This window comes from Cellvibrio fibrivorans, from assembly GCF_031457055.1.
Classification (GTDB): Bacteria; Pseudomonadota; Gammaproteobacteria; order Pseudomonadales; family Cellvibrionaceae; genus Cellvibrio; species Cellvibrio fibrivorans.
The window spans coordinates 280967-307398 of record NZ_JAVDVX010000003.1 but is presented as its reverse complement, the minus strand read 5'-3'; the positions used below and the strand labels follow the sequence as shown (position 1 = coordinate 307398).

Below are 26432 nucleotides of genomic sequence, written 5' to 3'. Positions count from 1 at the left end.
GCTCGTTTAAACATGATTAAAACCGCCACTCAACTTCAGCACTAAGTTCACGGCCGCGATTGGGAATTCCATCGAGTTTCCCCAAACTCTGGGCGGGTGTTGCGGCTTCTTCGTTGGTGATATTTTTTACTTGCAGCTTCAGCTCGTAACCGGCAGAGAATTGATAGCGCCACTGGGTGTTGAGCATCCAAAAATCATCCAGCGTTTGCTCGCTCGTTGGGGTAATAGGTGTTTGGCGTTCGTCCTGATAAAAGCCTAACAAATTCCAGTTCCATTTTTCAGCAGCGTAATTTATTTCAAATGAACCGGTGCGCGCAGCTTCGCGAAATGCGCTCGCAGGTAAATCCATGTAGGTATAAGTCGAGCGCAATGACCAATGGGTGGATAACTCCTGCGCCAACTCAACCTCCACCCCTTGGCTCTTTTCCTCAGGACCGTTCCGGTAAGTACGCGCAGCGCCCACAAATACAGTTTCAATGGGATGCTCATAGCGATTTTCAAACACCCCCACACTGAGGTTAGTCGCCTTCCAATTGCCCATCAGGATCAGGTCCCAGGTTTTTACAATTTCGTGGTTTAGATCCGGGTTACCGAATAGCAGCGGATTATTGATCAACCCGATTTCCGCCAGCGTAGGCGCACGAAACGCTTCGCCATAAAGCAGTTTGAGGCTGTACGTCTGATTTAGCTGCTCCACTAAACCCAAGCGCGGGCTAAAACGCCCAGCCAACTCTGTAAAGTCATCATAGCGCCCCCCCAGAGTGAGGCGGGTGGACTCACGCAGATCGCGCAGGTATTGGACAAAAAAACCGACGTTGCTCTGCGACGCCTCAGTACCTATAGGAAAAACCTTGCCCTCATCACCATAAAACGCGATGGGGAATTGCCCGTGACTAAGCTGGATCAAATCAAAATTGCCGCGCGCGCTGGCTCTGGTTTCTTCATGCTGCGCCCACTGCACACCCCATTGCGCGCTGGATTGATCATCAATCGCCCAATCATTACTGAACGTGAAGCGCCAACTTTCGCCCGCCAAACCAGCATCACCCCAGAAAGGCTCAGCGCTAGGTGGATTGCTGTAGTTAGCTAAAAAACCCGGGGCAGTAACATACAATTTAAAGTCATAGGAAAATTGCTGGTAGCTCAATACCACCTGCGATTGGGTATCAGGAAGCCATTTAAAACTCTGATCAAACGCGATATGCCATAGCTCCCGCTCATTGGCATTGAAGCCATTGGCGGTATTCTCAGATTGGTAAAAATCCTCAGTTTCCGCACGGTTGTATGACAGGCTGATACCGGTGTTGCCCTGCTTGAGCGCCAAATCTACGGCGAGTTGCTGGCGCGGATCGCTAGTGGTGATGGGCTGGCCACTGAAGCTGTCGCGCAGGGTAAATTGCTCGCCATTGTCCTTATAGGCATGAATGAAGAAGTCAGACTCCCAGCCACCAACTGATTGTGACCAAAATCCTTCCAGTTGACGCCGCTGCTGCGAGCCGTACGCCAACGCGAGAGATTTTTGCTGCTTGCGCGTGATGATATTAATAACGCCGGTAAACGCAGAACTGCCGTACAAAGCTGAACCTGGCCCGCGAATCACTTCCAAGCGCTCGATACGCGCCAGCGGGTAAAGTGGCAAGGTGATATCCGGACTGCCGGCGCGTGGGTCATTCACCACTTTGCCGTCGATCAATAGCATCACTTCCAGCGACTGCTGGGTAGTCCGCCTGCCGCGCGCGCTGTAGGTATATGCTAATCCGTTACTGGCATTGCGGTTGAATTGGAAACCGGGTACCAGGTTAAGTAGTTCATAAAGGTAATCCATCCCCAAGCGGTCAATCTGCTCACGGGTAAATATCGATACGGCTGCCGGTACGGTTTTGAGAGTTTCTTCAGTCAGAGTGGAGCCGGTGACGGGTACATGAAGCAGCTGTTCAAGGCTGAGGTCGAGATAGGCGAGATCTTCATCGGCATGGCTGCCATTAGCGAGCAGGCATAACAAGACCAACACTATGATCGATGGCAAGTCTTTCGAATTCCTGATCGGCATAACACCTCCTCCATCCCCCATCTGACAGCGGTGGTGAGTTGATGGCTACCAGCGCCAGTCCAGCCCTATTCCCCACTCACGGGCTCGATTGGGAACACCCCCAATAATCCCCGCCCCCTGCGGCGGGCTTGCGTAGTCCTCATCCATAAGGTTTTTGATTGTTAGTTTGATTCGTGTGTCTTTAACCAATTGGTAACTTAGCTGACTATTGGCTAACCAGTAGCCTGCCAAACGCTCTCGTTGGCTGGCGGTGCGCAGGTAGTCCCGCTCGCCTTGATAATTGAACGAAAGGTTCCAGTTCCACACACCCTTGTGGTAGTTAAGTATATATGCTGCCAGCCGATCTGCCTCCGCGAAGGCGGAATCGGGCAGATCGGTAAAACGGGTTAGGCTCAGGCGCATTAACCAGCTTTCGCCAATTTGGTGTTTGATATCCAGTGAAGCACCTGCACTCCGCTGATCGCTACTGTTGATGTATGAGCGTGCGCCTATGTCATCCAATCCCGAGATAATCGGATCTTCATAGCGATTAAAAAAGCCGGCCAGATTGGTGCTGGTGTTTTGCCACATTCCCACCCAAACCAGATTCCAGGTTTTGACCAATTCGTGGTTAAGCTCCGGGTTACCACGAATGAACGGATTATTAGTCAACCGCGTCTCGGCAAATGAGGGGGAACGAAACGCCTCGCCGTACAGTAGCTTCAGGCTGTGATATTCGTTGAGCTGGTGTACCAGGCCCAAACGCGGACTGGGGTGATCACCAATCTCCTCGTAGTGGTCGTACCGGATGCCCAACGTCAAGCGGGTATCAAACCCGAGTTCTTGCAACCACTGGGCATAGGCACTGGCTGTATCGCGGCGGGCGGCGCTCTCGACTACCGTGAAGTTGTCAAAATTACCGTAATAATCCACTGGAAACTGCCGTTTAACTATCTGCTCCAGATTGAAATTGGTGTAGGCCTTGGCATCAATCTCTTTCGCGCGCAGCCCCTCAAGGCCAAATTGGATACTGCCGTCGTCGCTCAGTGAAAGATCATTTGCCAGGGCGAGTTTATGCGCCTCAGCAAAGAAATTAACTTTGGTGAGCACTGGATCTCCGCTGGCCGGTTGGCTGACCGATGTTAGTGCACCTGCAGGTGACAAAAGCGCATGCAGATCCTGATCGTCGCTCTGGTAGTGATAACTCAATTTGGTCTGCAAGTTGGGGCGCAGGTGAAATTCCTGTTCAAGGCTAAAGTGGCGATACTGCGGCTGGAAGTGATTGAACTCGTTGTACACTTTTTCAAGCACGTAGAAATCATCTGCAGTCAGGCGAAACCACGCAACTTGAACACGGGTATCGCGATAGGCCAAGCCTAAATCCAACCCCAGTTCCTGACGCGGGTCGCTGGTATGTGCACCGTTCGCCAAGCGATAATCCTGCCCTTGATCTTCATAGGCATGGGCAAAGAGATTCAATTGCCAATCATCCTGCGAATGGTTTACATGCAAATCGGCCTTGCGCCTCTGGTCGCTGCCGGTGGCAACACTGAGCGATTTACCGCCACGGCGACTCACGATATTAATTACACCAGTGAATGCACCGGAACCATAAATGGCTGATCCGGGGCCCTGAATGACTTCCACCCGCTCAATATTCGCCAGCGGGAACAATGCAAAAGCACTGTCGGCCCCGCTAGAGCGGGGGTCAACAAATAACCTGCCATCCACTACCAGCGCGATTTCGCGCGCGCGGCTACCGGTGCGCCGACCGCTCGTGCTAAACGTGTAATTCAGCGGATTATCAGCAACCCGGTTAACCTGAAAACCTGGCACCAGGCGCACCAGCTCATACAAATAATCCAACCCAAGAGTATCCAACTGCTCACGGGTAAACACAGTGACAACCGAGGGCACGGTTTTAAGGGATTCATCACGCAGGGTTACGCCCGTTACCTTGACCTCCAGCAACTGCTCCAGATCCATCTCCAAATAATCCGCCCCACGTGCCATCATCGACATGACACCAGTGGCCGCCAAAAGCCATATCGATAGACGATGCGCGCTCATATCAAGATGCCAACCACTGCGTCAACCAAGCCTCAAACTGTACGGGTGGCAAAGGTTTGGAAAAGTGGTAGCCCTGCATCAACCTGCAACCCTGGCTGGCGAGCAGAGCTACCTCTTCCGCTGTTTCCACCCCCTCGGCAATCGTCTCCATTCCCAGCGATTCAGCGAGGCGGATAATGGACGTTACGATCGCGAGCGAAGCGCCATCTGTCTGCATATCGCGTACAAAGGATTGGTCGATCTTGAGGATATTCACCGGCAGGCGACGCAGGTAATTAAGGCAGGAAAAACCGGTGCCGAAGTCGTCGATGGCAATGCGGTAGCCCAGATCACGGAAGGCTTGCAACACCTGGATCGACACCTCCATGTCACTCATCAACATGGATTCGGTCAACTCCAATTCAAGCGCACTGGGTTGGGTACCCGCTTGCGCCAACAGCCCCTGCACTTCTGCTAAAAAACCCGCCTGATGGAATTGCAGCGCAGAGATATTCACGCTCACTATCAAATCGGCAAAGCCTGCCTGATGCCAGGCGTTGACTTGCCGCGCCGCTTCGGCAATAACCCATGCCCCCAAGGGGATGATCAAACCTATCTCTTCCGCCAAGGGGATGAAGTGGTTGGGCGGCACCAACCCGCGCTCAGGGTGACGCCAACGCAACAGCGCCTCGGCGCCGTAAAGTGTTTTACTGCCCGCCACAATTTGCGGTTGGTAGTGCAATTCAAACTGCCCCTGCTCCAGCGCCGAGCGCAGGTCATATTCCAACTTCAAGCGATCCAGCGTGCGTGCATTCAACACCGGGGTGTAGAACTGATAGTTGTTGCGCCCCTTCTCTTTGGCGAGATACATAGCGGCGTCGGCATTTTTGATCAGCGTACTGGGAGTTTCGCCATCATCCGGGTAAACCGCAATCCCGATACTCGGGCTCAAGTGCAGCGGCATATCTTCCAGAATGTAAGGTAACAGCAATTCTTCGCGCAATTTGATCGCTACTTCAGCGAGGCTGCGTTCATCGCGCACACGCGGGAGCAGCACCACAAATTCGTCGCCACCCAAACGCGCAACAGTATCGTCGGTGCGCACCGCAGCACTTAAACGCGCGGCAGTCTGGCGCAAAATCTGGTCGCCCGCTGCGTGGCCTAGCGAATCATTAATATTTTTAAAGCGGTCGAGATCGATAAATAAAATTCCGACTTTTTCGCCACGCCGTTTGGCGGTATTGATCGCCATTTCCAACCGGTCATTGAGCAGCGCGCGGTTGGGCAATTCAGTCAGGCTGTCGTGATGGGCGAGGAAGTCGATCCGCTCGCGGGATTTTTTCCGCTCGGAAATATCGCTGAAAATGGCGATGTAATTTTCCGGCTGGCCGTCGGCATTCAGCACCTGGCTGATCGAATACCAGGTCGGAAACTTTTCGCCATTCTTGCGTTTGTTAATCAGCTCGCCCTGCCAGTAACCACGTTCCTTAAGAATATGTACAAGGTTGCGGAAAAAACTGTGTGAGTGCAGCCGGGTGCCGACCGTTGCGGTATCCACCCCCAGCACTTCCTCTTCTGTGTAGCCCATGATTTTTTCATAGGTCTTGTTGACCAAAATAATATTCAGATGCGCATCGGTAATCAGGATCGCCTCATTGCTGCCCTCAAATACCTTGGCCCATAACCGCAGCTCAGCCTCCTGTTGTTTGCGCTGGGTGATATCGCGGATCACCATCACCACCTCATCCCGCTCACGCAGAATCACCCGTGCCTCCCAGGTGCGCTGTTTTTTCTGCGCTTGCGACCATTCAAACTCGACCAACTGTTCACCTTTACCCGCGAACACCCGGCGGATTTGCGGAGCAAGGATCCGGTATACCGGGCCAGGTAAATGACCTTCACCTGTTGTAGGGTCATAAACGACCCACTCTTCCATCTCGTTCACGTAAGTGCCGACTTGCATATCAATCACATGGCCATCACGGTCTATGCGCAGAATAATGTCGGGGATGCCCGCGAGCAGTGCGCGCATCTTGCCTTCACTGATACTGGCCTCGTTAAGTGCTTGTTTGGCGCGCAAAATAAATTGGATGCGGTAGGGCAAGGTGCCCCAACTAACCGGTTTGGTAATAAAGTCGGTTGCACCGGATTCATAGGCTTGATGGATGGAATTGATGTCATCCAACCCGGTTACCATCGCGATTGGCAAATCGCGCCCGCGCGGATGGGCGAGAAATTCACGGCACAGGCTGTAGCCATCTCCGTCGGGCAAGAGCACATCGAGCAAGACAATATCGGGGATACGCTCGGCAAATCGCTCGCGAGCACTGGCGCAGTCGGCCGCTTCCAACACCTGATAACCCGCCCGCTCCAAGGTGATGCTGGTGGTCAGGCGCGCGGCTTCATCGTCCTCGACGACCAACACCAACGCTCCGGCTCCTGAATCAGGCGATGCGATGCCTGTCGATGTTAATTCTTTCACTCGCCTTGCTCCCTTCGCTCCAGTTCAACTAGCCCCTGTAGCGATAAACCATAAAGTGTTTGGATGCTATGCAGCTGTTGCTCAGCCTGATCCAGATCACCCTGACGCGCCTTGGACTCGCAGTCGCGGCAAGCTGCTGCCAACTCCACCAAACCGAGGTTGGCAGCACTGTTTTTAAAATTGTGCGCCGTTTTATAAAGCAGGTCTGCATCGCGCTGAGCCACCGCCATTTCAAGTTGGGCGAGCAATGGAGGGCTGCTGCTGCGGAATAAACCAATAATGCGTGGCAACAACCCTTCGCGCAGTTCACGCAGTTGGCGAATGACTTGCTGATCAATTTCAATTGATGGAGCCTGTGCCGGAGCGGCAAATTGCGTTTTTATTGGAGTAACTGCAGCAAGTGCAGCAACCGTTTCAGGCTGGGCTCTGCGCGTTGGTAGCCAGCGCGCCAATAACTCGTGCAACTGCTCCTGTGCGAAGGGTTTGCTGAGGTAATCATCCATACCGAGCGCGAGGCAGTGTTCGCGGTCACCACTAATGGCGTTGGCAGTAAGCGCAATAATCGGTATGGCCGCCAAACCCAATTCAGCTTCGCGCTGGCGGATACTGGCGGTTGCCTCAAAGCCATCCATGATCGGCATTTGACAGTCCATCAATACCAGATCAAAACTTTCCAGTTGCAATAAATCGATCGCCTCCTGGCCGTTGTTGGCAATTTTCATGCTCACGCCCACACGCTGCAGCATGGCAGTGGCCACCTCTTGATTGACTGGATTGTCTTCCGCCAACAATACCCGCCCTGTTAGTTTCGCCAGTGCTGCGGTGCTGACAACCGGCTCAAAGCTGTGGAATTTTCGGGTTAAATCACCGGCAATGACTTGCGCAATCAGGTTGTGCAACTCCGATTGGCGCACCGGTTTCAACAGCAGTGGCGCGCGCTCTGCCACTTCAGGGCGCGCTGCCATGCCCGCCGAACTCAATACGATAATTGCCATGTTGTTAAAACGGGCATCGGCAGCGAGCGCATCCAGCAATTGCCCGCCATCCATATCCGGCATACACCAGTCAGTCAGCATCAATTCAAACGGGGTACCCGCCTGCGCCTGCTGCCGTAGGAGCGTCAAGGCTTCGGGTGCTGAAGCTGCTAGCAGCGGCGCCATCCCCCAGGATTTGAGCCAGTATTCAAGGATTTCTCGGTTGGTGGGGTTGTCGTCCACGATCAAGGTATGCAACTTGCCAAAACCAGCGACCAATTGGTAATCGCGCGGGTCGTTTACTTTTTGCAGGTTGAGTTGAAAATGGAAGTAACTGCCCTTGCCTGCATCACTCTGCAAACCTATTTCCCCCCCCATCATTTGGGTGAGACGCTGGGAAATCGTCAGCCCCAAACCGGTGCCACCGTATCTGCGCGCCATGGAAGAGTCGGCTTGGGTAAAGGATTGGAACAAGCGCGCCTGTTGTTCAGGGTTGATGCCAATACCGGTGTCGCGCACACCAAACTCCAGTTGCACCATGCCATCGCGCTCGGCAATCAGTTGGATATCAATTTCCACTTCACCGGCTTCGGTAAATTTGATCGCGTTGCTCAACAAGTTAGTGAGGATTTGCCCCAAACGCGCCGAGTCACCTACGACCGAGAGCGGTGGCAAAGGTGTTTTGCACAGCAATTCCAGCTTTTTGCCTTGGGCTATAGGGGCGTAGCGCTCGGCAATATCTTCTACCAACAAATTTAGCTGGAAGGGGCGATATTCAAGCTCGAGCTTGCCCGCCTCAATTTTGGAGAAGTCGAGAATATCGTTAATGATCAGAAGCAGATCTTCACTGGAGCGGCGTGCAACACGGGCGAAACGTTTTTGTTTGGCATCCAGCTCGGTGTCCATCAACAGGCCGGTCATACCCATGATGCCATTGAGCGGTGTGCGAATTTCATGGCTCATGACCGCCAGGAATTCACTTTTGGCTTTGCTCGCTGCCTCGGCTTGTTCCCGCGCCGTTTGTAGCTCGATAGTGCGCGCCAGTACGCGCTGTTCCAATAACTCCTGATTGAGGCGCAGCTCGCTGTCTTGTGCCTCGATACGGTCGAGCATGGCATTAAAACGGCGGGTAAGCCGGCCGACTTCGTCCTCCACCGCAGGTTCGGGTGCACGCTCCTGATATTGGCCTTCGCGGCCAATTTTTTGCGCCAGTTCGCTGAGGTTGCCCAAGGGGCGAAGGACTGACGAGATCAACGCCCAGGTAAGCAATCCACAAACTAACAAGGCGACTACCGCAATCGCCAACACCCATATGATCTGGCCATAAAATTGGGTGCGCAGTGGTTCAAGGGTTACATCCAACTCCAATTGCCCGAGATGCTCGCCCTCCCAAAACACCTTGGCGGTAATCTGTTCGTCTTTGGAGAGGTGTATATCCTGCGGCACCTGGTATTGCGCCAGCAATTGATGATCTTTCAGATGCAGGCGCGCCGCCAATACTTTGGGCTCGACGCGCAGGGCAGCGAGGGTTTGCTGAGCCGCATCGGTATCGATAAACATACTCGGCGCGGCCAGATTGAGCGCTGTCGCTTCCGCCAGGATCTGCAATTGGTTGTTCACCTGATTGCAGATGTAGTTGTACTGCTGCCAGGTACTCGCCAATGCCGCTCCCAATACCGCAATGCTGGTCAGCAGCATCGCCAATAAGCTGATTTTGCGTGCAAGAGAGACGTTGCGCATCTTAGCTGCCTCCCTCTTTACGCTTCTTCGCCAGTTTGAGCAGTTGGCTACTGACTTTAACGCCTGCGTGTTGGATCGCTTGTTCGTTCATTACAAACTCAATACGGTTATCGGCCGTGCGCTGCAGCGAAATACCGACGCGGGCATCATTGGGGTCTGCTTCGTCGACAACTAACAACACGCCGGAAGGAAAAGACTGAGGCAATTGGAGATCGGCCCCGGTGTTGGGGACGTAGAGTAATTGGCAAGTAGTGAGTTGTTGAGCGACGACATCAAGCGAGTCGATATAAACAACCTTGATACGGCGCTGCTGATAGGGTTTGTTGTCCAACTGCGCCAATGACTGGCGCGTTACATCCTGCGCGCCCAGCGCACACAGGGAGAATTGTGAGCCTTGTAATGCGGGCCACTCGATAAACTTAAGGAAGTTGTAGACGAACGCGACACGCAGACCCGCCTCTGATGCCTGAGCAGATGCCACCAAACAATGCACACTGAGGATTAAGCCTAACCCCCAGCGCAACATTAATTTGCTAGCCCATGTCACTTGCACCACAACCAAAAGTACCTCCTCTGACGCACGCACAAAGCGTGTTATCAGCCAAACCAAACCCTTGCGGCCATGGCTAGCAAGACAATAATTTTTATAAAAGGAATAACCCTGAGAAGAAATCAGTGACTTGAGAATAGCCCAGAGTTCAGCGCTTGGCGAAAATGTGCAGAAAATCACGAGGGAAAGAACTTCTGTGAAGGTAAGTGGTATTATGCCCACCCTTCCGAACCTACCCGAATGGCGTTTTTATGTTGTTGTTTGTCGATAACCTCACCAATGTCGATTTCAGTTTCCTTGACCCAGAGCGCGGATTATTGGGCGAAACCTGGCTGGCCAATGTGCGCCTTTTCGGCGAATTGGATGAACAGGGCATGGTGTGCGATTTCGGCACAGTGAAAAAAGTCCTGCGCCATTGGCTGGATACCGAGCTGGACCACCGCCTCGCGGTGCCTGTGCACTCACCCAATATCCGGATTGAAGAAGAAGGTGATTTTTTGCAGATCCACTGGCAATTCGGCAACGATGGCGAATTTCTCAGCACCCGCTCACCGCGCGATGCAATCGCCCTTGTGGATGCGGAAATCCTCACCCAAGAGACTGTCGCCGCCTGGTGCATCACCCAACTCAAACAGCAATTTCCCATGACGGTGGCGCGTCTGGAATTGGATTTCACTCTGGAAGCAATGGACGGAGCTGCCTACTACCATTACAGCCACGGCTTGAAAAAACATCTGGGCAACTGTCAGCGTATCGCCCACGGCCATCGCTCGCGCATCGATGTCTGGGCCAATGGCAAAAAATCACCCAAGCTGGAACAGCGCTGGGCCGATGAGTGGAAGGATATTTATATAGGCACACGCGACGATTTGACCGATAAACTACAACACGCCGGTATAAGTTATTACCAGTTTAATTACGAGGCGCAGCAAGGCCCGTTTGAAATTATCCTACCTGCGCGTTGCTGTTATCTAATCGACACCGACAGCACCGTGGAATTTATTGCACACCATATCGCGCAAAAAACCCGGCAGGAAAATCCCGAAGCCTTTATTCGAGTGAAGGCCTATGAAGGGATTAATAAAGGCGCGATTGCCGAAGCCTAACGATTTACCGGCTCGCAAGCCGCGAGCCAATCACTGTGCAATGCCAATCAGGCATTGCGCAGCAGCATCACAAAAGGTATTAGCGTCAACCCCGCCACAAACATAATTCCCAGCGCGACTGCAATAAAACGAATGGGCTGCGCGCAAAAATGTTGCCACACACTGGGTACCTGCCCTGCTTCCACCAACTGCGCATAATTTTGCTGCTGGCGAACAGCGCGCTCCGCTTGATACTCTCGAATCAACTCCCGCGCGCGCTCTTCTTGCGTGCCATCGGCTAACCAAATCGCATCCAAACCCACGCGGAAAAAACCCGCATCGGTTTCGTAATAATGAATCTGGTGTTCGTCCAAGATAGTGCGAATTTCCTGAGCTTCATCGTCAGGCACTTGCGCAAGTTTGAATAATAATCTGGCCATAATGTCCGGTTAATCTTGTTATTGAGGGCGCTAAGTGCGCAGGATAACAGTTCTCCCTCAGTGATTTGTATTAACTTGCCAGCTTAGGCGTTTCATTTTCCGCGCCAGAGCGACTATGATCGACCTCAACACCCAATTTGAAAGATAAGGATGAACGCGTTGCTCTTTCGTATTGAACAGTCTGATATCGGGAATCAACCTACAGCCGATCCCATAGAGGGCACCTCTTCCGCAGCTACAGCCACCTCAAAACTGCAGCTGCATCTGTGTGGTGATTGGCAACTTGGCCATACACCGGACAGTGAAACCCTGATTGCCGCTATTCCAGCTGACTGCAACGGCATCGCCCTTACCACCAATGAACTACGACACTGGGATTCAAGCCTTGCAGTCACATTGCTACAACTTGCGCGCTGGTGTGAACAAAAACAGATTGCCTTGGATACCAGCGCCACACCCGAAACATTACAACAACTACTTAACCTGGCGACTGCCATTCCTCCATACCAGCCTGGTACCAACACCAATAAAATTAGCCTGCTCGCGCGCTTGCAAAAAACGATTACAGTCCAAGGCGAGGGTTTAACAAATACGCTCATTTTTATTGGGGACATCAGCCTTGCATTTACCCACTGGTTGCGAGGCAACGCAAAAACCCGCACACAGGATATTTTCTTTTTTATCGAGCAGGTGGGTCCGCGGGCGCTGGCAATCGTAACCTTGATTGCACTGCTTGTGGGTATGATTCTCGCCTACCTGGGTTCAGTACAGCTACGCCAATTAGGTGCACAAGTATATGTTGCCGATTTGGTTGCTATTGGAATGGTGCGGGAAATGGGCGCGCTGATGACCGCCGTGATAATGGCTGGACGCACTGGCGCCGCTTACGCCGCGCAGCTGGGAACTATGCAGGTGAATGAAGAAATTGATGCACTGAAAACCATGGGAATTTCCGCAATGGAATTTTTAGTGCTGCCGCGTTTGTTGGCATTGGTTTTTATTATGCCGTTGCTGTGTATTTATGCCGATGTGGTCGGCATGTTGGGCGGTGCCTTGGTTGCCACCAGTATGGATGTCAATTTTAGCCAGTACATCTTGCAAACCCAGGGTGCGGTTGACTTGATGGATATCCTGGCAGGCCTGATAAAAAGTGTATTTTTTGGAGTGTTAATCGCTATCGCCGGTTGCCAGGCAGGCATTGAATGCGGTCGTAATTCCGATGCGGTGGGCATGGCAGCAACTAATGCCGTGGTGCGTGCCATTGTTTATCTGGTCGTCGCTGATGCTGCGTTTAATATTCTTTACGACAAGCTGGGTATTTAACGATGAATACCACTCCATTTATCAGCGTGCGCGATCTCAGCATTGGCTATGGCAGCCGGGTAGTGCAGCAAAACTTAAATTTTGATATTAGTAAAAACGACATATTTTTTATCATTGGCGGCAGCGGTTGTGGTAAAACCACATTACTCAAACACATGATTGGTTTAATTGCGCCCAGTAAAGGTCAGGTATTGTATGAAGGCGTTAATTACTATCAAGCGAGCGAAGATACCCGATTAAAACTGTTGCAGAGTTGGGGCATTACTTATCAATCCGGCGCTTTATTTTCCAGTATGACGCTTGCCGAAAATGTTGCCCTGCCCCTGCAGCTTTATACAGACTTGTCGGAAAAACAGATCGCCGAAACAGTCTCATACAAATTGTCGTTGGTGGGGCTGGCAGGTTACGAAACTTTTTATCCATCCGAAATTAGCGGCGGCATGCACAAACGCGCGGGGCTTGCACGCGCAATTGCACTCGACCCGCAATTATTATTTTTTGACGAACCGTCAGCAGGCTTAGACCCTATCAGCTCCTTGCGCCTTGACCAGTTAATCGTACAGATATGTAAAGCATTGGGGTCAACAGTGATTATCGTTTCTCACGAGCTACCCAGTATTTTATCTATTGGAACCCACTGCGTGATTCTGGATGCACAGGCCAAAACCATGCTGGACTCAGGTGACCCGAAAGAATTACTCCATCACAGTCAGCACGAAAAAGTGCGCCAATTTTTAAGCCGTGCAGGAACAGCGGCAGCGGAGAATCAATGAAGAAGAATAAATCGCTCAGCATAGGTGCTTTTATCGTCGGTGCAATATTGCTGGTTTTTCTGGCACTCCTATTCTTTTCCGGCGGAGACTTGTTTTCGCAAAAGGAACGCGTAGTCATGTATTTCGAGGGCTCGGTGCAAGGCCTGCAAGTAGGCGCACCTATTAAACTAAAAGGCGTGATCCTGGGCGAAATAACTGACATTCAAATTAACTTCGACAGCAATGCGCAAGATAATGGCAACAAAAATAATTCCGCAAAAAACATTGTGACTGCAGTGACCGGTGATTTAGCGCTAAAACGTATTAGCCGCAAGGGAACTGAAGTGTCGATTGAATTCTTTGAAGAAGCCATAAAAAATGGGCTGCGCGCACAACTGAACTTCCAAAGCTTTTTAACGGGGCTACTCTACGTAGAATTGGATTTTTTCCCGGACACACCCGCTACACTTTATGGCTTCAAAAAAAATCACCTGGAGCTACCTACTGTTGCGACGGGTTTTGAAGAACTCACCAAAAACCTGCAAGAGATTAACTTGAAAGGTTTGGTTAATAATTTGGACAAGCTGACTTTGCACCTTAACAAAATTGTAGCAAGCGGCATGATTGAACAAACACTGGGTAGCGTCAAATCAGCAGCCGACAGTTTCACACTCACGGCCAACACAATGCGGCAGGACGTGAGTCTGCTCAGCAAGAATCTTAGCCACACCAGCAGCCAACTGGATCAATTATTGGCATCCCTTAACCAGCAAACACCGATAGTTGCCCATGAACTGCGAGCGAGCATGGTGCAACTACAAAAAAGTTTAGTGGAATTGGATAAAGCCACTAACAGCGTACACCAAAGTTTTTCTGAAGATGCACCACTGATAAACCAGCTCAACGAAACACTCGACGAGGTAAGCCGTTCTGCACAGGCGTTCCGCACACTTAGTGAAACCATCGACCAACAACCTGAAGCATTTTTACGCGGTAAAAAGTTAACGGATAAGGATGAATAAGACTATGCGCGTTTTTATTATTTTATGTTTAGTCGGCAGTTTAATAACTGGCTGTCAGCAGTCGCCACGCAAACAATATTATTTGCTCAGTGCGACCCCCACAGCGAATCACGGGATAGAAATAACCCGAACGCTGGGATTGGGACCAATCGACGTTGCCGATTATTTACATAATTCCCAAATAACGACTAATCGCAATGCCAATCATTTACTGACCACTGACAACGCCTACTGGGGCGAGCCGTTACAAAAGGGAATTATGCGGGTGTTGACGGTAAATTTAATGAATCATCAACCAGACACCATCATAGAAGCATTTCCCTGGCGTAGTGATTCCATGCCTAAATTCAGTTTGCGCCTCAGCATTTACGATTTACAACTCATCAATGGTGAAGCACTTATCAACGCCAGCTGGAAATTAATCAATAACGAAACCAAAGCCGTGCTGACACAGCAACATTTTGTGCGCAACAAACCCAGCGGAGATAGCCCTGCACAAATTGCTGGAATTTACAGTAAATTGCTGGTCGAATTGGCGGGAGAAATGAATAAAGCCATTGCGCTACAAAACTAACCACGATGAATTTTTGTTTATTGGGGTGGCCATTATTTACGAGCATCCCTTATCAAAGCACGACAGTTTGCATCAGGCGCGTCACCATCTTCCACAAATGCAAGCAGTGCTGCGAAAGGGGTTAGTAGCGCCCCCAATACAATAGCAGTGACACCACGATTGGCTGTTTTTTCCTTGTCGATTCCAATTGATGGGGATTTAAGATCTCCGGTGATCGTAATCGGAATGCGCAACGAAAGCAGACTGTTATCTTTAGGTTTTGCATCCAAACGTGCATCAATCATTTCATCTTTTAAATCGATATCCACATTGCCAACCAACAGTGAATCCTTCGTATCCAGAGCCACCACATTAGAACTGAGCAATCCATTTTTAACATTAAAATTCATTACACCACAATTAATACGCGTGGATTTATCTTTTCCCAGAAATAGTGGCAGCGCCTGCCCAATGTCGAGATCAGCCGCTTCGATCAACAGTAAACTGATTTCTCCGCCAGACATGATTAACGCTAAATCGCCGTTGCTGGTTGCGAGCACGTCGGCGAGCGATTTACCCTCTCCAGCGAGAGACAACTTCCCTCCGAACAAGCCGTTAGTGTTGGATTCAAAACGTGTGCCTTTAAAAAATTGAGTGAGATTTAGCTGACGCAATTTTAAATTCATTTTCATGGGTGGCAATGCAGGGTTCGCATCAATTTCAATTGTGCCCTCCACCCTGCCGTCGGCAAGCACAAGATTGAGCGGATCAAGTTTTAAAACCCCGGCGCGCAAATCGAAGTGCACATCCATTCCTTTAAAGGGTAAGTTCGGTGCCTCCACTTTTTCAGCTTTTAAATGTATGTTTAGATCGGTAGCCAGTAAACGCTCGCGACTCAAAGGAACATCAGGAATTAATTTTGTGGACTTGCGCGAATCACTATTGGGCGAGAGGCCAATAAATCCACCGAGATCTGCAGCATCCAACACACTGGATGTTAAATCTGCAGTTAAAAAACCACGCTCGCCACCAATAGCATATGCCAGAGTACCCGCCAAATCACTGCTTCCCACCTGCCCTTTAAAATCGCGATAGGCCCATACAGTGCCGGATTTGGTGAGCTGACCTTCCAAGGTGTAATTCGGTGTAGGTGGCAAAGGGATGGCGGTGAGGTAAAAAATATCGGCGAGATTAGCCCCTTCTATTTTTAATACCGCATCTACACCCTCCATTTTTATCGGGTCCTGAAATCGCCCATCAATCGATACCTTGGTGTCACCCATTTCAAGTTGTATGCGCAATGGAAAAGGCACTGAAGAATCACGTAACTCGCTCAACGAGCCACCAAACGCAACAATACTGAAATCTTGCCCCTGTAATTTTCCCGTTCCACTTACGGCATAACCTTTTTCAAAACCCGGACCAGTGGAAAAGGTGGTTTTGTCATTTGCCGTAACAGAATCCAATTTCAAATCAAGATCCAAGCCCTTAAAGCCATCTTTAAAAAAGATGCGACCGCGACTGATTTTCAGTTGATCAATCACCGGGAAATCATAGCGACCATCCGGAACCATTTCATCGGCATGCGTTTTAGTGAGCGAGGGAAAATTCCAATTGGTGACATCAACTGATTTTCGCTCCAAAAAAATTTCAGGTGCGATAATACTGACTTCGCTGATATCAATATAACCGCGCAACAAACTGAGCGGTTTAAACTGAAGATTAACAAGTTCGACCCGCGCCATATCCGGCTCGCTAAAATCGGTGGCATTTCGTAAACGCAGTTTTTCAACATGAATGTGGGTGTATGCCCAATGCCATTCGACCTTGATTTTGCCATCTACAGCTACTTCACGTTCCAAAAATTGGCTTCCTTTGACTTCGATCAACGCGCGCAACAAAGATTCGGAAAATAGTATGACGCTCAGCAGGCTCACTGAAATCAGTAACACAGCGGCAGCGATGACTCCAACTAATGTCGATACAAGGGGACGCTTAGGCAGGTAAAACAGAGGCATAAAAAATCCAAAGAAGGGTTCAGTTTAATCATCGCTGCAAATGTATTCAGAACTCTGTGCGCGGCCACACTTACCCTAAAATTGGCCTTCTCGCGCCACCCGCCAACCTTTGCAGACAAGGCGCCTTAACTGGGGCTATGATGTGATTGTGAATCGCTACTGAAAGGAAACCCACCATGAAAGTCGCCATATTCAGTACCAAACCCTACGATCGCGAATTTTTAACGAACGCCAACAGCGCACTTACCCAACCCCATGAACTAGTGTTTCATGAAACCCAGCTCAATCCACAATCCGCGCTGCTTGCGCAAGGCTGCACTGCCGTGTGTTGCTTTGTGAACGACCACCTGGATGCAACCGCCTTGCAACAATTGACCAATCTGGGAGTGAAATTAATTGCCCTGCGTTGCGCCGGTTTTAATCAGGTAGATTTGGTGGCCGCAAAAAACCTCGGCATAGTTGTTGCGCGCGTCGCCGAATATTCTCCCCATGCCGTTGCGGAACACGCGTTGGGCTTGATCCTTATGCTCAACAGGAATTTGCATCGTGCCTATCACCGCGTGCGTGAAAATGATTATTCATTAAATGGGTTGCTCGGTTTTGATATGGTGAATAAAACTGTGGCGGTAATTGGCACCGGAAAAATCGGCCAGGTATTTGCAAAAATTGTGCAGGGTCTTGGGTGCAGAGTAATAGCCTATGACCCCCAACCCGCACCGATCCTCGCCGCGAATGGAGTGAATTACGTGGCGCTCAGCGATATATGGCCTACGGCCGATATTATTTCCCTGCACTGCCCACTCGATAAAAACACTCATCATTTAATCAATGCCGACGCAATTAGCCTAATGAAAGCGGGGGTGATGCTGATTAATACCGGGCGCGGTGGATTAATTGATACGCCGGCAGTGATTGGCGGTTTAAAAAGCAAAAAAATTGGTTACCTTGGTTTGGATGTTTACGAAGAGGAAGGTGATTTATTTTTTGAAGACAATTCCAACCTCCTGCTGCAAGACGATGTATTTGCACGCTTGCTGACCTTCCCCAATGTGGTGATCACCGGCCACCAGGCATTTTTTACGCGCGAGGCATTAACTGCCATCGCTGCTATTACGCTTGCAAATATCACGCACTTTGAGCGTGAAGAATTATCACAGATGTGCATCGTGAATTAATTGACTGGTCAATGGCACAAAGGAATAGTTCGATGGATAGCATCACCGATTCAACCGCCGACGATTCGCCCTCACTAAAAGATCCCCCATTAGTGGATGACGCCCACGCCCAAACACCAGAACAATTATTTAGCGCGCTTAATTGCAGCGCCGCTGGCCTCACCGAGGCTGAGGCCACTGCAAGGCGTAGGCGCTGGGGCGACAACCAATTGCCGGTTACGCCGCCAACTCCCGCCTGGCGCCGCTGGCTGCGGCAATTCCACAACCTGTTTATTTACGTGTTGTTAATTAGCTCGGCGATTAGCCTGCTGCTCCAGCATTGGATCGACGCAGGCGTGATTTTTACCGTCATGTTGATCAATGCTGGCATAGGTTATGTGCAAGAAGGAAAAGCCGAAGCGGCACTGCGCGCAATTATGTCGTTGAGCAAAAGCCTATGCATGGTGGTGCGCAGCAATGCGGGCATGGTGAGCGCCGGCATCACCATTGACAGCAGCCATCTGGTGCCGGGTGACCTGGTGATGTTGCAAGCGGGTGATCGCGTACCCGCTGATTTACGCTTGATTGAAGTCAGGGAGCTGCGCTGCGATGAAGCCCTGCTGACCGGTGAATCCCAATCCACCTCCAAAAAAACAACTACGCTCCCAGCCGACACCTTACTGGCAGAGCGCCACAACATGGCCTACATGGGCACGCTAGTGACGCAAGGCACTGCGCGCGGGCTGGTAGTTAACACTGGCAGCCGTACTCAAATCGGCGCTATCAATAAACTCGTGCAGAAAGTCGAAGTCACTGAAACACCCTTACAGCGCCAGCTAGGCAAACTCGCACAGCAGCTGACATTCGTGATTTTGGTGGTGACGGCAGCAACTATGGCCTTTGGTATTTTGATTCGCGACTACACTATCGCGCAGATGTTCCAGGCGGCCATTGGTATCGCCGTCGCCGCCATTCCTGAAGGACTACCCGCAATAGTGACTATTGCCTTGGCATTGGGTGTGGGGCGCATGGCAACGGAACATGCGCTGGTGCGCCGCCTGCCCGCGGTGGAAGTGCTGGGTTCGGTGGATGTGATCTGCACCGATAAAACCGGCACCCTTACCGCCAATGCCATGACTGCGCGCCAGTTGATTACCGCCAATAACCATTATCTGATCAGTGGCGAAGGCTATGAACCGCGCGGGGATTTCCGCCGCAAGGGTGAACACCACGCCAGCTCAATTCACACTGATGATCAGCAGTTGGCCAGCGCCTGCCGCATCGCACTGTTATGCAACGACGCCAACCTCACACATGCCAACAATCGTTGGCAGCTGCATGGCGACCCAACCGAAGGGGCACTCTACGTGTTGGCGCTCAAATTTGGCCTGTCCGCTGAGCGGGCACAACTGAGGCCGAGGCTGGATGCACTTCCATTTGAGTCGGAAAAGCGTTACATGGCGGTATCACACAGCGCTGAAAATGGTGTCCAAACCATGGCCGTAAAAGGGGCGCCCGACCGGCTGCTGGAACTTTGCCAATGGCAGTTAGGTATCACCGGAAATGAGCCGCTAGATAAAACTTACTGGCTACAACAACTCAATAGTCTGGCCGCGCAAGGCATGCGGGTAATGGCGCTGGCCTACAAACATCTTCCCGACGACCAGCAATCGCTAACACACCAGGATATGGACGAAGGCCTGGTGATGGTGGCACTCGCCGGTTTGAGCGACCCGCCCCGCCCCGAGGCTATAGCCGCGATTGATACCTGCCACAATGCCGGCATCCGGGTGATGATGATTACCGGCGACAATCCGGTCACTGCAGCTGCGATCGGTAAGGAGCTCGGGCTCAATGCCAAACGGGTGATGACCGGTGCCGAACTGGACTTACTGGGCCCCGCTGATTTCAGCCAGATCGCCGAAACGGTGGACATTTTTGCGCGCACCAGCCCCGCCAATAAATTGCAATTAGTTGAAGCCTTACAAACACGCCACCACACGGTTGCCATGACCGGTGACGGGGTTAACGATGCCCCCGCCCTGCGCACTGCTGATATCGGCATCGCGATGGGCATGAAAGGGACAGACGCCGCGCGCGAGGCAAGCGCCTTTGTGCTGACCGATGACAACTTCGCCACTATTGAGCAGGCCGTCGCTGAAGGGCGCACTATCTACGACAATATCGTCAAATCCATCGCGTTTATTCTGCCGACCGACTTGGCCGAGGCGAGCATTATTATCCTCGCCATAGTGTTTGGCTGGATGCTGCCGATCACCCCGGCGCAAATTCTCTGGGTCAATACCATCACCGCTGTCACCCTCGCGTTGGCGCTGGTATTTGAACGGAGCGAGGCTAACATCATGGCGCGCCCGCCGCGTAACCGCCGCCAGGGCTTACTCACCACTGCGTTGCTATACCGGATTTTGCTGGTCGGTGGGCTGGGCGCCGCCACTGTATTTGCGCTGTTTCGCTGGAAGCTGGAACAGGGAGCGAGTATCGAACAGGCACGCGCTATGGCGGTGAATGCGCTAGTGCTGTTTGAATGTTTTTATCTGCTGACCGCGCGCACGTTTTACGATTCGATCTGGCACACTCGATATTGGCACGGCATACGCCCCAGCCTCCTGGCGATTATTGTGGTAGTTATCTTCCAGTTGCTGTTCACCTATCTTCCTCTGAGCCACACCATTTTTGCCGTCGCCGCGCTCAGCCTTGCGGATTGGCTGATCATTGCACTTGCCACCAGCCCGATCTTGCTGGTGGTCGAGCTGGAGAAAGTTATCGCCCGACGTTACAACAAAATCACCAAGGGAGTATCAGCCCATGCCCGGTTTTGAACGCCTGCTACCCGCGCCGCTGCTGATACTGGAGGAGCTTGCAGCTGACTTGCATTGGAACTGGAACCACGCCAGCGACCAACTCTGGCGCAGCCTGAATACCGAGGTTTGGGAGCAGACCCGCAACCCGGTAAGTGTGCTGCAACTCACCAGCGGTGCCACACTCGAACAGCTCGCCAGTGACCCCGTATTTCTTACGCAACTGCAGCAAGTTGTCGATGCACGGCGATATTATCTGCTCGACCCGGGTTGGTACTCGCGCACCTATCTCAACCAACCCGATAAACCCAACACCGGGGTGCGCGGTATCGCCTACTTCAGTATGGAGTTTGGCATTTGCGATGCCCTGCCGCTCTATGCTGGCGGGTTGGGTATTCTCGCTGGCGACTATCTCAAAACCGCGAGCGATTTGGGGCTGCCGCTGGTGGGGATTGGGCTCTTGTATCAAGAGGGTTATTTTCGCCAAAGCATGAACCGCGATGGCTGGCAGGAAGAAACTTATCTCTACAACGACCCTGGCAGTTTGCCCATCCGCCCCCTGCGCGATAGCGATGGCCGCTGGCTGGATATCGAAACCGGATTTTTATGCCGCCGGGTGCGGTTTCGTATCTGGGTGGCACAGGTCGGCAAAGTAAAACTCTATCTGCTCGACAGCAATCATCCCTGCAATCAACCACACGACCGCGGCATTACCAGCAAACTTTACGGTGGCGGTACCGAGCTGCGGCTGGTGCAGGAAATCGCACTGGGCATCGGCGGCTGGCGGCTGATTGAAACCCTCGGGTTGGATATCGACATCTGCCACCTGAACGAAGGCCACGCGGCCTTTGCCACGCTCGAGCGCATCCGCAGCTTCAGCGTGGAAAATAACACCAGCTTTTGGGAGTCACTCTGGGCGACGCGCGCGGGCAACTTGTTTACCACTCATACGCCCGTTGCCGCCGGGTTTGATCGCTACCCCACCGAATTATTGCGCCGTTATGCGGGAGAATCGGCGCTGGCTATGGGGGTGACGCTGGACGATATTCTGGTCCTCGGGCGCGCCGATCCCAAAAATACCAATGAACCCTTTAACATGGCCTATCTCGCTATGCGCACTTGCGCGCACAGCAACGGCGTAAGCGAACTGCACGGGCGTGTGAGCCAGCGGATCTTCCAACCCTTATTTCCGCGCTGGCCCGAGCGCGAGGTGCCCGTAAGCCATGTCACTAACGGCGTACATATGCCGACCTGGGATTCCCCCGAAGCCGATGCCATCTGGACCCAAGCCTATGGCAAAGAGCGGTGGAGGGATGACCTGCAAAAAATGAATCCCAACGCCCTGCAACAAGTCACTGACCAACAGCTCTGGCATATGGCCGCCAGCGGACGAGCGCGTTTGGTGGACTACGCTCGCCAGCGTTTCGCGCGCCAATGGCGCCATGAAGTACTCGTTGAAACCAACCTGCCCCCGGGCTCCCCCAACTGCGAGATTCCGATTGAACTGCCGCTCGACCCCAATATTCTCACCCTGGGTTTTGCGCGGCGTTTCGCCGAGTACAAGCGCCCTGATTTACTGCTGCATGACCCGGAGCGACTGGCACGTATCCTGTGTAATCCCAAATACCCGGTGCAGTTGATTGTCGCGGGCAAGGCGCATCCAGCCGACACTATCGGCAAAACCAAACTGCAGGGTTGGCAGAGGTTTTTGCTACGGCCAGAGGTAGCGGAGCATTTGCTATTTATCGAAGATTACGACATCAGCCTCGCGCAACATTTGGTTCAAGGTGTGGATGTGTGGATTAACAACCCGCGCCGCCCCTGGGAAGCCAGTGGTACCAGCGGGATGAAAATCCTGGTTAATGGCGGATTGAATTTATCCACATTGGATGGCTGGTGGGCCGAGGCCTACAAAGCGGAATTTGGCTGGGCGCTTGGTGACGGCGAGGAGCATGATCCTGCGCAAGACAGCGCTGACGCGGAGCAACTTTATCGACTGTTGGAAAACGACATTATCCCGCGCTTTTACGCGCGCGATGCCGAAGACATACCCCGTGAATGGATTGAGCAGATGCGCAGCAGCATGGCGCAACTCACACCGCGTTTTAGCAGTAATCGCATGCTGCAGGAATACATCGAGAAGCATTACCTACCCGCCGCCACGGCGTTTCAGGCGCGGGTTGAAAACCACGGTCAGCTCGCCAAAACCCTCAATGACTGGACGCGACATTTACACAGGCATTGGCATGAAATTCATATCGGCGAGCGCAGTTTCACTGACGCCGAGACAGGCTGGCGGTTGGAGGTGAATATCTACCTCGGAGCGATTACACCGGACAATATTACCGTGGAGGCAATCGCCGATAACGAGGGCAAACAGCCCGCAGAACGCATCAGCCTGACACTTACCCGCGCCGGTATCGCCAACACCTATCACTACAGCGGCTTGCTGCCGAAGGCCCGCCCCGCTGGCGATTTTAGCCTGCGGGTGATTCCCGCTCACCCACAGGTGCAAGTGCCAATCGAGACCACTCTGATTTGTTGGCAGACGTAATCATCAATACATGACATGGAAAGGTAGGCCTCAGGATTTAATTCGGGGTTTTCTTTTCGCTGCGCCGCATGGGCATGCCGTCAATTAACGTAAATAACTGCTGACTGGAAACCATCTGACTCTCTCGCAGCTTTATGCCACCATCCTTACCGATCAGTACCACCTGTAACTTATCATCCTTGGCAATACCCAAGGCAGTTTTGACGGACAACGCGTTTATAGTTGCCATCTCAGGCTGTTTGGTCATGGCGACAAGCACATCATTGTGAATCTGGAAAACAACCAAATCCCGCTCCTCAAAGGCATCCTTGTTTTGAGTAAATTCTTGTACCTGCCCAAGAAATTCGTCAGTGGAATTATCTGCTGTATAAATTACGAGAATCCTGTATTGCCACTGATACACACCAAAAGGATTGTCCTGGCTCACAGCAATAGACATGGAGAAGAAACTCAGGATAAAAATAAAAACCGATCTCATAAACTTTACCCTCCGCGCGTAATTGGCTTTTTTTGCCTCGGGCGAAGCCCTTAGTCGGCTTGCAATTAACAAATCCTCACTCGGGCGATGCAGACCCGATGTTATAGTACCAATCACTTTTTATCCCCCCACCTTAGTACTTACTATCCGCAGTTCACAACCGTTATTTGAGAAAACCTATGCTTGACAAGGATCTACCCGCTCCAGCGACACTCAGCACCGGAGCCCCCCAAACCTTGGGGTTCGCTCAACAAATGTCCACCCGCTTCGCCTTCCTCATCACTGGCCTCGCCATGTCCGCTTGGGCGCCGCTGATTCCGTTTGTCAAAGCGCGCCTCGCGATTGGCGAATCCACACTCGGCCTCTTAATCCTGTGTTTTGGTGTTGGATCACTACTCGCCATGCCAGTCACGGGATTATTAGTGAATCGCTACGGGTGCCGCCGTGTTATCACCAGCAGCCTATTGTTGATGTGTTTGAGTTTGGTGTGCCTCGCGATCGCTCCCGGCGTGCGGGGCATGGCTGTTAACTTGCTGATATTCGGGATGATGCTCGGCGCGACCGACGTGGCCATGAACATGCAAGCCGTAGTCGTGGAAAAAGCCAGCGTCCGGGCGATGATGTCGGGCTTCCACGGTTTTTACAGTTTGGGCGGGATATTCGGGGCAGTGGTAATGAGCGCATTGTTGTGGCTGGGTTTATCGCCCTTTCACGCGCTCTTGAGCCTCACCTCCGTATTGCTGCTGATGCTGGCCTATTGCGCAAAAGATCTTTTACCCAAGAGCAATAACGACAACAACCCCGACAACATCAGCGGCGAACGCGAACCCTTTTTTGTATTGCCGCGCGGCAAAGTATTACTGCTCGGCAGCCTCTGTTTCATCGCCTTTTTATCGGAAGGTGCGGTGCTGGATTGGAGCGCTGTATTCCTCAACAGCGTACGCGAGATCGATCCTGTCCTCGCCGGTTTGGGCTATGCCTGTTTCTCTGTCGCTATGACCATTGGCCGTTTCACTGGCGATAAAATTGTTAACTCCCTCGGCGGCACCCGGGTTGTGCTTTGGGGCGGGCTCTGCGCCGCCACAGGATTTTTACTCGTCGTATTTGTCCCCTTTACTGCCGTCGCATTTATCGGTTTTACTCTGATCGGCGTGGGCGCGTCCAACATAGTGCCGGTGCTATTTACCGCCGCCGGCAATCAAGATTCCATGCCGATGGGCTTGGCAATTTCAGCAGTGGTCAGTATGGGTTATGCGGGATTATTGGCAGGTCCAGCGGTGATTGGTTTTATCGCGGAGTTGAGCAGTTTGAATGTGTCGTTTGGGATTGTTGCGCTGGGGCTGTTGGCGCTGGCAGCATCGGCTAAAAAGGCGACTAGCAAATAGTGTAGCCACATTATTGGTTCCAATAAAAAACGCGGCGATAACCATATCGCCGCGTTTTTTATAATACACCTCTTCACCAACAGACTTATGAAAAGTCTTATCGCGAAAACACCACCGTTTTGGTGCCATTTAACAACACCCGATGCTCAGCATGCCAGCGCACCGCGCGGTTCAACACCACCGCCTCAATATCGCGCCCAATTTCCGCCATTTCATCCGGCGAATTCACATGGGATACACGTTCAACAGATTGCTCGATAATCGGGCCTTCATCCAAATCGGCCGTAACAAAATGCGCGGTCGCACCGATCAGTTTTACACCGCGCTCAAAAGCTTGGTGATAAGGTTTTGCACCTTTAAAACCCGGTAAAAACGAGTGATGGATATTGATCGCACGGCCATTTAATTTACGGCACAAATCGTCGGAGAGAATTTGCATATAGCGTGCGAGCACCAAAAATTCCGCCTGCAAATCCTGCATCAATTGCCACAACTGCCCTTCTTGTTCAGCTTTGGTATCTGGAGTAATCGGTAAATAATGAAACGGCAATTCATACCATTCAGTTAAATCGCGCATTACATTGTGGTTAGAAACAACACCCACAATATCAATCGGCAGCGAGCCATTTTTCCAACTATTAAGTAGCGCATTCAAACAATGTCCCCACTGGGAAACTGCAATCAACACACGCGGTTTGGTGTGGCTATCGAAAATATTCCAATCCATTTGATACTGTTCACCGAGCGGCTTAAACAGCGAGCGAATCTGCCCAAGGTTGTAACCCACCGGGCACTCAAATACGGTGCGCATAAAAAAGCGGTTACTTTGCACATCTTCAAATTGAGAAGACTCTTTAATATTAAAACCCAAGGTCGCAAATAAGGTAGCAACAGCGGCCACTAAGCCTTTGGAATCCTGACAACTAAAGGTTAAAACGATCTCTTTGACGGCAGACATTGCGTGAATTCCCGTTGGTTATCTCAAAACAGTGACTATGAATAGCCGGCAAGCCTACGGGATCAAG

At 51.7% G+C, this 26432-nt stretch carries 18 protein-coding genes; 9 read left to right on the top strand and 9 right to left on the bottom strand.

What is annotated here, in order from left to right; translation table 11 throughout:
• Positions 1-16: 16 nt before the first annotated feature.
• The 5 genes from J2X05_RS09890 to J2X05_RS09870 are packed head-to-tail and all read right to left on the bottom strand — an operon-like array spanning position 17 to position 9830.
• Positions 17-2050: a TonB-dependent receptor plug domain-containing protein gene (locus tag J2X05_RS09890; RefSeq protein ID WP_310071956.1), complete on the bottom strand. Its 2034-nt coding sequence runs from the start codon at positions 2048-2050 to the stop codon at positions 17-19.
• Between the two features lie 45 nt (positions 2051-2095).
• Positions 2096-4099, bottom strand: a complete 2004-nt coding sequence (locus J2X05_RS09885) for a TonB-dependent receptor plug domain-containing protein (protein WP_310071953.1) — start codon at positions 4097-4099, stop codon at positions 2096-2098.
• A gap of 1 nt (position 4100) precedes the next feature.
• On the bottom strand, positions 4101-6560 hold the full coding sequence (locus J2X05_RS09880) for an EAL domain-containing protein (RefSeq protein ID WP_310071949.1): 2460 nt from the start codon (positions 6558-6560) through the stop codon (positions 4101-4103).
• The gene (locus J2X05_RS09875; protein WP_310071946.1) at positions 6557-9274 is read right to left on the bottom strand and encodes a response regulator; all 2718 of its coding nucleotides are present in this window, start codon (positions 9272-9274) and stop codon (positions 6557-6559) included. Before J2X05_RS09875 ends, J2X05_RS09880 begins: the two co-directional genes overlap by 4 nt.
• A 1-nt stretch (position 9275) precedes the next feature.
• Complete coding sequence (locus J2X05_RS09870) at positions 9276-9830, bottom strand: YfiR family protein (protein WP_310071942.1); 555 nt, start codon at positions 9828-9830, stop codon at positions 9276-9278.
• A 245-nt stretch (positions 9831-10075) separates the two neighbouring features.
• Between J2X05_RS09870 and J2X05_RS09865 the strand changes: the two genes are divergently transcribed.
• Positions 10076-10930 carry a 6-carboxytetrahydropterin synthase gene (locus J2X05_RS09865; protein ID WP_310071939.1) on the top strand — a complete coding sequence of 285 codons (855 nt, stop codon included), beginning with the start codon at positions 10076-10078 and terminating at the stop codon, positions 10928-10930.
• A 47-nt stretch (positions 10931-10977) separates the two neighbouring features.
• On the opposite strand, the gene J2X05_RS09860 is transcribed toward J2X05_RS09865, so the two are convergent.
• The gene (locus tag J2X05_RS09860; RefSeq protein ID WP_310071938.1) at positions 10978-11349 is read right to left on the bottom strand and encodes a DUF6164 family protein; all 372 of its coding nucleotides are present in this window, start codon (positions 11347-11349) and stop codon (positions 10978-10980) included.
• Positions 11350-11499: 150 nt separating this feature from the next.
• Between J2X05_RS09860 and J2X05_RS09855 the strand changes: the two genes are divergently transcribed.
• Genes J2X05_RS09855 through J2X05_RS09840 form a run of 4 tightly spaced genes read left to right on the top strand, consistent with a single transcriptional unit; the run spans position 11500 to position 15020 of the window.
• Positions 11500-12672 carry an MlaE family ABC transporter permease gene (locus tag J2X05_RS09855; RefSeq protein ID WP_310071937.1) on the top strand — a complete coding sequence of 391 codons (1173 nt, stop codon included), beginning with the start codon at positions 11500-11502 and terminating at the stop codon, positions 12670-12672.
• A 2-nt stretch (positions 12673-12674) separates the two neighbouring features.
• The gene (locus J2X05_RS09850; protein WP_310071936.1) at positions 12675-13445 is read left to right on the top strand and encodes an ABC transporter ATP-binding protein; all 771 of its coding nucleotides are present in this window, start codon (positions 12675-12677) and stop codon (positions 13443-13445) included.
• Positions 13442-14446, top strand: a complete 1005-nt coding sequence (locus tag J2X05_RS09845) for an MlaD family protein (protein ID WP_310071934.1) — start codon at positions 13442-13444, stop codon at positions 14444-14446. The genes J2X05_RS09850 and J2X05_RS09845 overlap by 4 nt, the downstream gene beginning before the upstream one ends.
• A complete protein-coding gene (locus J2X05_RS09840) occupies positions 14439-15020 on the top strand; it encodes a PqiC family protein (protein WP_310071932.1) in 582 nt (193 codons plus the stop codon). Before J2X05_RS09845 ends, J2X05_RS09840 begins: the two co-directional genes overlap by 8 nt.
• A gap of 32 nt (positions 15021-15052) precedes the next feature.
• On the opposite strand, the gene J2X05_RS09835 is transcribed toward J2X05_RS09840, so the two are convergent.
• Positions 15053-17017: an AsmA family protein gene (locus J2X05_RS09835; protein WP_310071930.1), complete on the bottom strand. Its 1965-nt coding sequence runs from the start codon at positions 17015-17017 to the stop codon at positions 15053-15055.
• A gap of 176 nt (positions 17018-17193) precedes the next feature.
• Here J2X05_RS09835 and J2X05_RS09830 point away from each other — a divergent pair, with 176 nt between their 5' ends.
• The 3 genes from J2X05_RS09830 to glgP are packed head-to-tail and all read left to right on the top strand — an operon-like array spanning position 17194 to position 23544.
• Complete coding sequence (locus tag J2X05_RS09830; protein ID WP_310071928.1) at positions 17194-18192, top strand: 2-hydroxyacid dehydrogenase; 999 nt, start codon at positions 17194-17196, stop codon at positions 18190-18192.
• A 32-nt stretch (positions 18193-18224) separates the two neighbouring features.
• Positions 18225-21011, top strand: coding sequence for a cation-translocating P-type ATPase (locus J2X05_RS09825; protein ID WP_310071926.1), 2787 nt, complete (start codon positions 18225-18227; stop codon positions 21009-21011).
• A complete protein-coding gene (gene glgP / locus J2X05_RS09820) occupies positions 20998-23544 on the top strand; it encodes an alpha-glucan family phosphorylase (protein WP_310071924.1) in 2547 nt (848 codons plus the stop codon). The genes J2X05_RS09825 and glgP overlap by 14 nt, the downstream gene beginning before the upstream one ends.
• A 37-nt stretch (positions 23545-23581) precedes the next feature.
• Here the strand turns inward: glgP and J2X05_RS09815 are convergent, their stop codons facing one another.
• Positions 23582-24022 carry a DUF4174 domain-containing protein gene (locus tag J2X05_RS09815; RefSeq protein ID WP_310071922.1) on the bottom strand — a complete coding sequence of 147 codons (441 nt, stop codon included), beginning with the start codon at positions 24020-24022 and terminating at the stop codon, positions 23582-23584.
• 179 nt (positions 24023-24201) lie between these two features.
• Between J2X05_RS09815 and J2X05_RS09810 the strand changes: the two genes are divergently transcribed.
• The gene (locus J2X05_RS09810) at positions 24202-25407 is read left to right on the top strand and encodes an MFS transporter (protein WP_310071920.1); all 1206 of its coding nucleotides are present in this window, start codon (positions 24202-24204) and stop codon (positions 25405-25407) included.
• A gap of 97 nt (positions 25408-25504) precedes the next feature.
• On the opposite strand, the gene purU is transcribed toward J2X05_RS09810, so the two are convergent.
• Positions 25505-26365, bottom strand: a complete 861-nt coding sequence (purU, locus tag J2X05_RS09805; protein ID WP_310071918.1) for a formyltetrahydrofolate deformylase — start codon at positions 26363-26365, stop codon at positions 25505-25507.
• Between the last annotated feature and the right edge of the window lie 67 nt (positions 26366-26432).

Bases quoted from the DNA above. Each gene is read 5' to 3' on its own strand.
- J2X05_RS09890 (WP_310071956.1), bottom strand. From the start codon at position 2,050: ATGCCGATCAGGAATTCGAAAGACTTGCCATCGATCATAGTGTTGGTC.
- J2X05_RS09885 (WP_310071953.1), bottom strand. From the start codon at position 4,099: ATGAGCGCGCATCGTCTATCGATATGGCTTTTGGCGGCCACTGGTGTC.
- J2X05_RS09875 (WP_310071946.1), bottom strand. From the start codon at position 9,274: ATGCGCAACGTCTCTCTTGCACGCAAAATCAGCTTATTGGCGATGCTG.
- J2X05_RS09865 (WP_310071939.1), top strand. From the start codon at position 10,076: ATGTTGTTGTTTGTCGATAACCTCACCAATGTCGATTTCAGTTTCCTT.
- J2X05_RS09860 (WP_310071938.1), bottom strand. From the start codon at position 11,349: ATGGCCAGATTATTATTCAAACTTGCGCAAGTGCCTGACGATGAAGCT.
- J2X05_RS09855 (WP_310071937.1), top strand. From the start codon at position 11,500: ATGAACGCGTTGCTCTTTCGTATTGAACAGTCTGATATCGGGAATCAA.
- J2X05_RS09850 (WP_310071936.1), top strand. From the start codon at position 12,675: ATGAATACCACTCCATTTATCAGCGTGCGCGATCTCAGCATTGGCTAT.
- J2X05_RS09845 (WP_310071934.1), top strand. From the start codon at position 13,442: ATGAAGAAGAATAAATCGCTCAGCATAGGTGCTTTTATCGTCGGTGCA.
- J2X05_RS09840 (WP_310071932.1), top strand. From the start codon at position 14,439: ATGAATAAGACTATGCGCGTTTTTATTATTTTATGTTTAGTCGGCAGT.
- J2X05_RS09835 (WP_310071930.1), bottom strand. From the start codon at position 17,017: ATGCCTCTGTTTTACCTGCCTAAGCGTCCCCTTGTATCGACATTAGTT.
- J2X05_RS09830 (WP_310071928.1), top strand. From the start codon at position 17,194: ATGAAAGTCGCCATATTCAGTACCAAACCCTACGATCGCGAATTTTTA.
- J2X05_RS09825 (WP_310071926.1), top strand. From the start codon at position 18,225: ATGGATAGCATCACCGATTCAACCGCCGACGATTCGCCCTCACTAAAA.
- glgP (WP_310071924.1), top strand. From the start codon at position 20,998: ATGCCCGGTTTTGAACGCCTGCTACCCGCGCCGCTGCTGATACTGGAG.
- J2X05_RS09815 (WP_310071922.1), bottom strand. From the start codon at position 24,022: ATGAGATCGGTTTTTATTTTTATCCTGAGTTTCTTCTCCATGTCTATT.
- J2X05_RS09810 (WP_310071920.1), top strand. From the start codon at position 24,202: ATGCTTGACAAGGATCTACCCGCTCCAGCGACACTCAGCACCGGAGCC.
- purU (WP_310071918.1), bottom strand. From the start codon at position 26,365: ATGTCTGCCGTCAAAGAGATCGTTTTAACCTTTAGTTGTCAGGATTCC.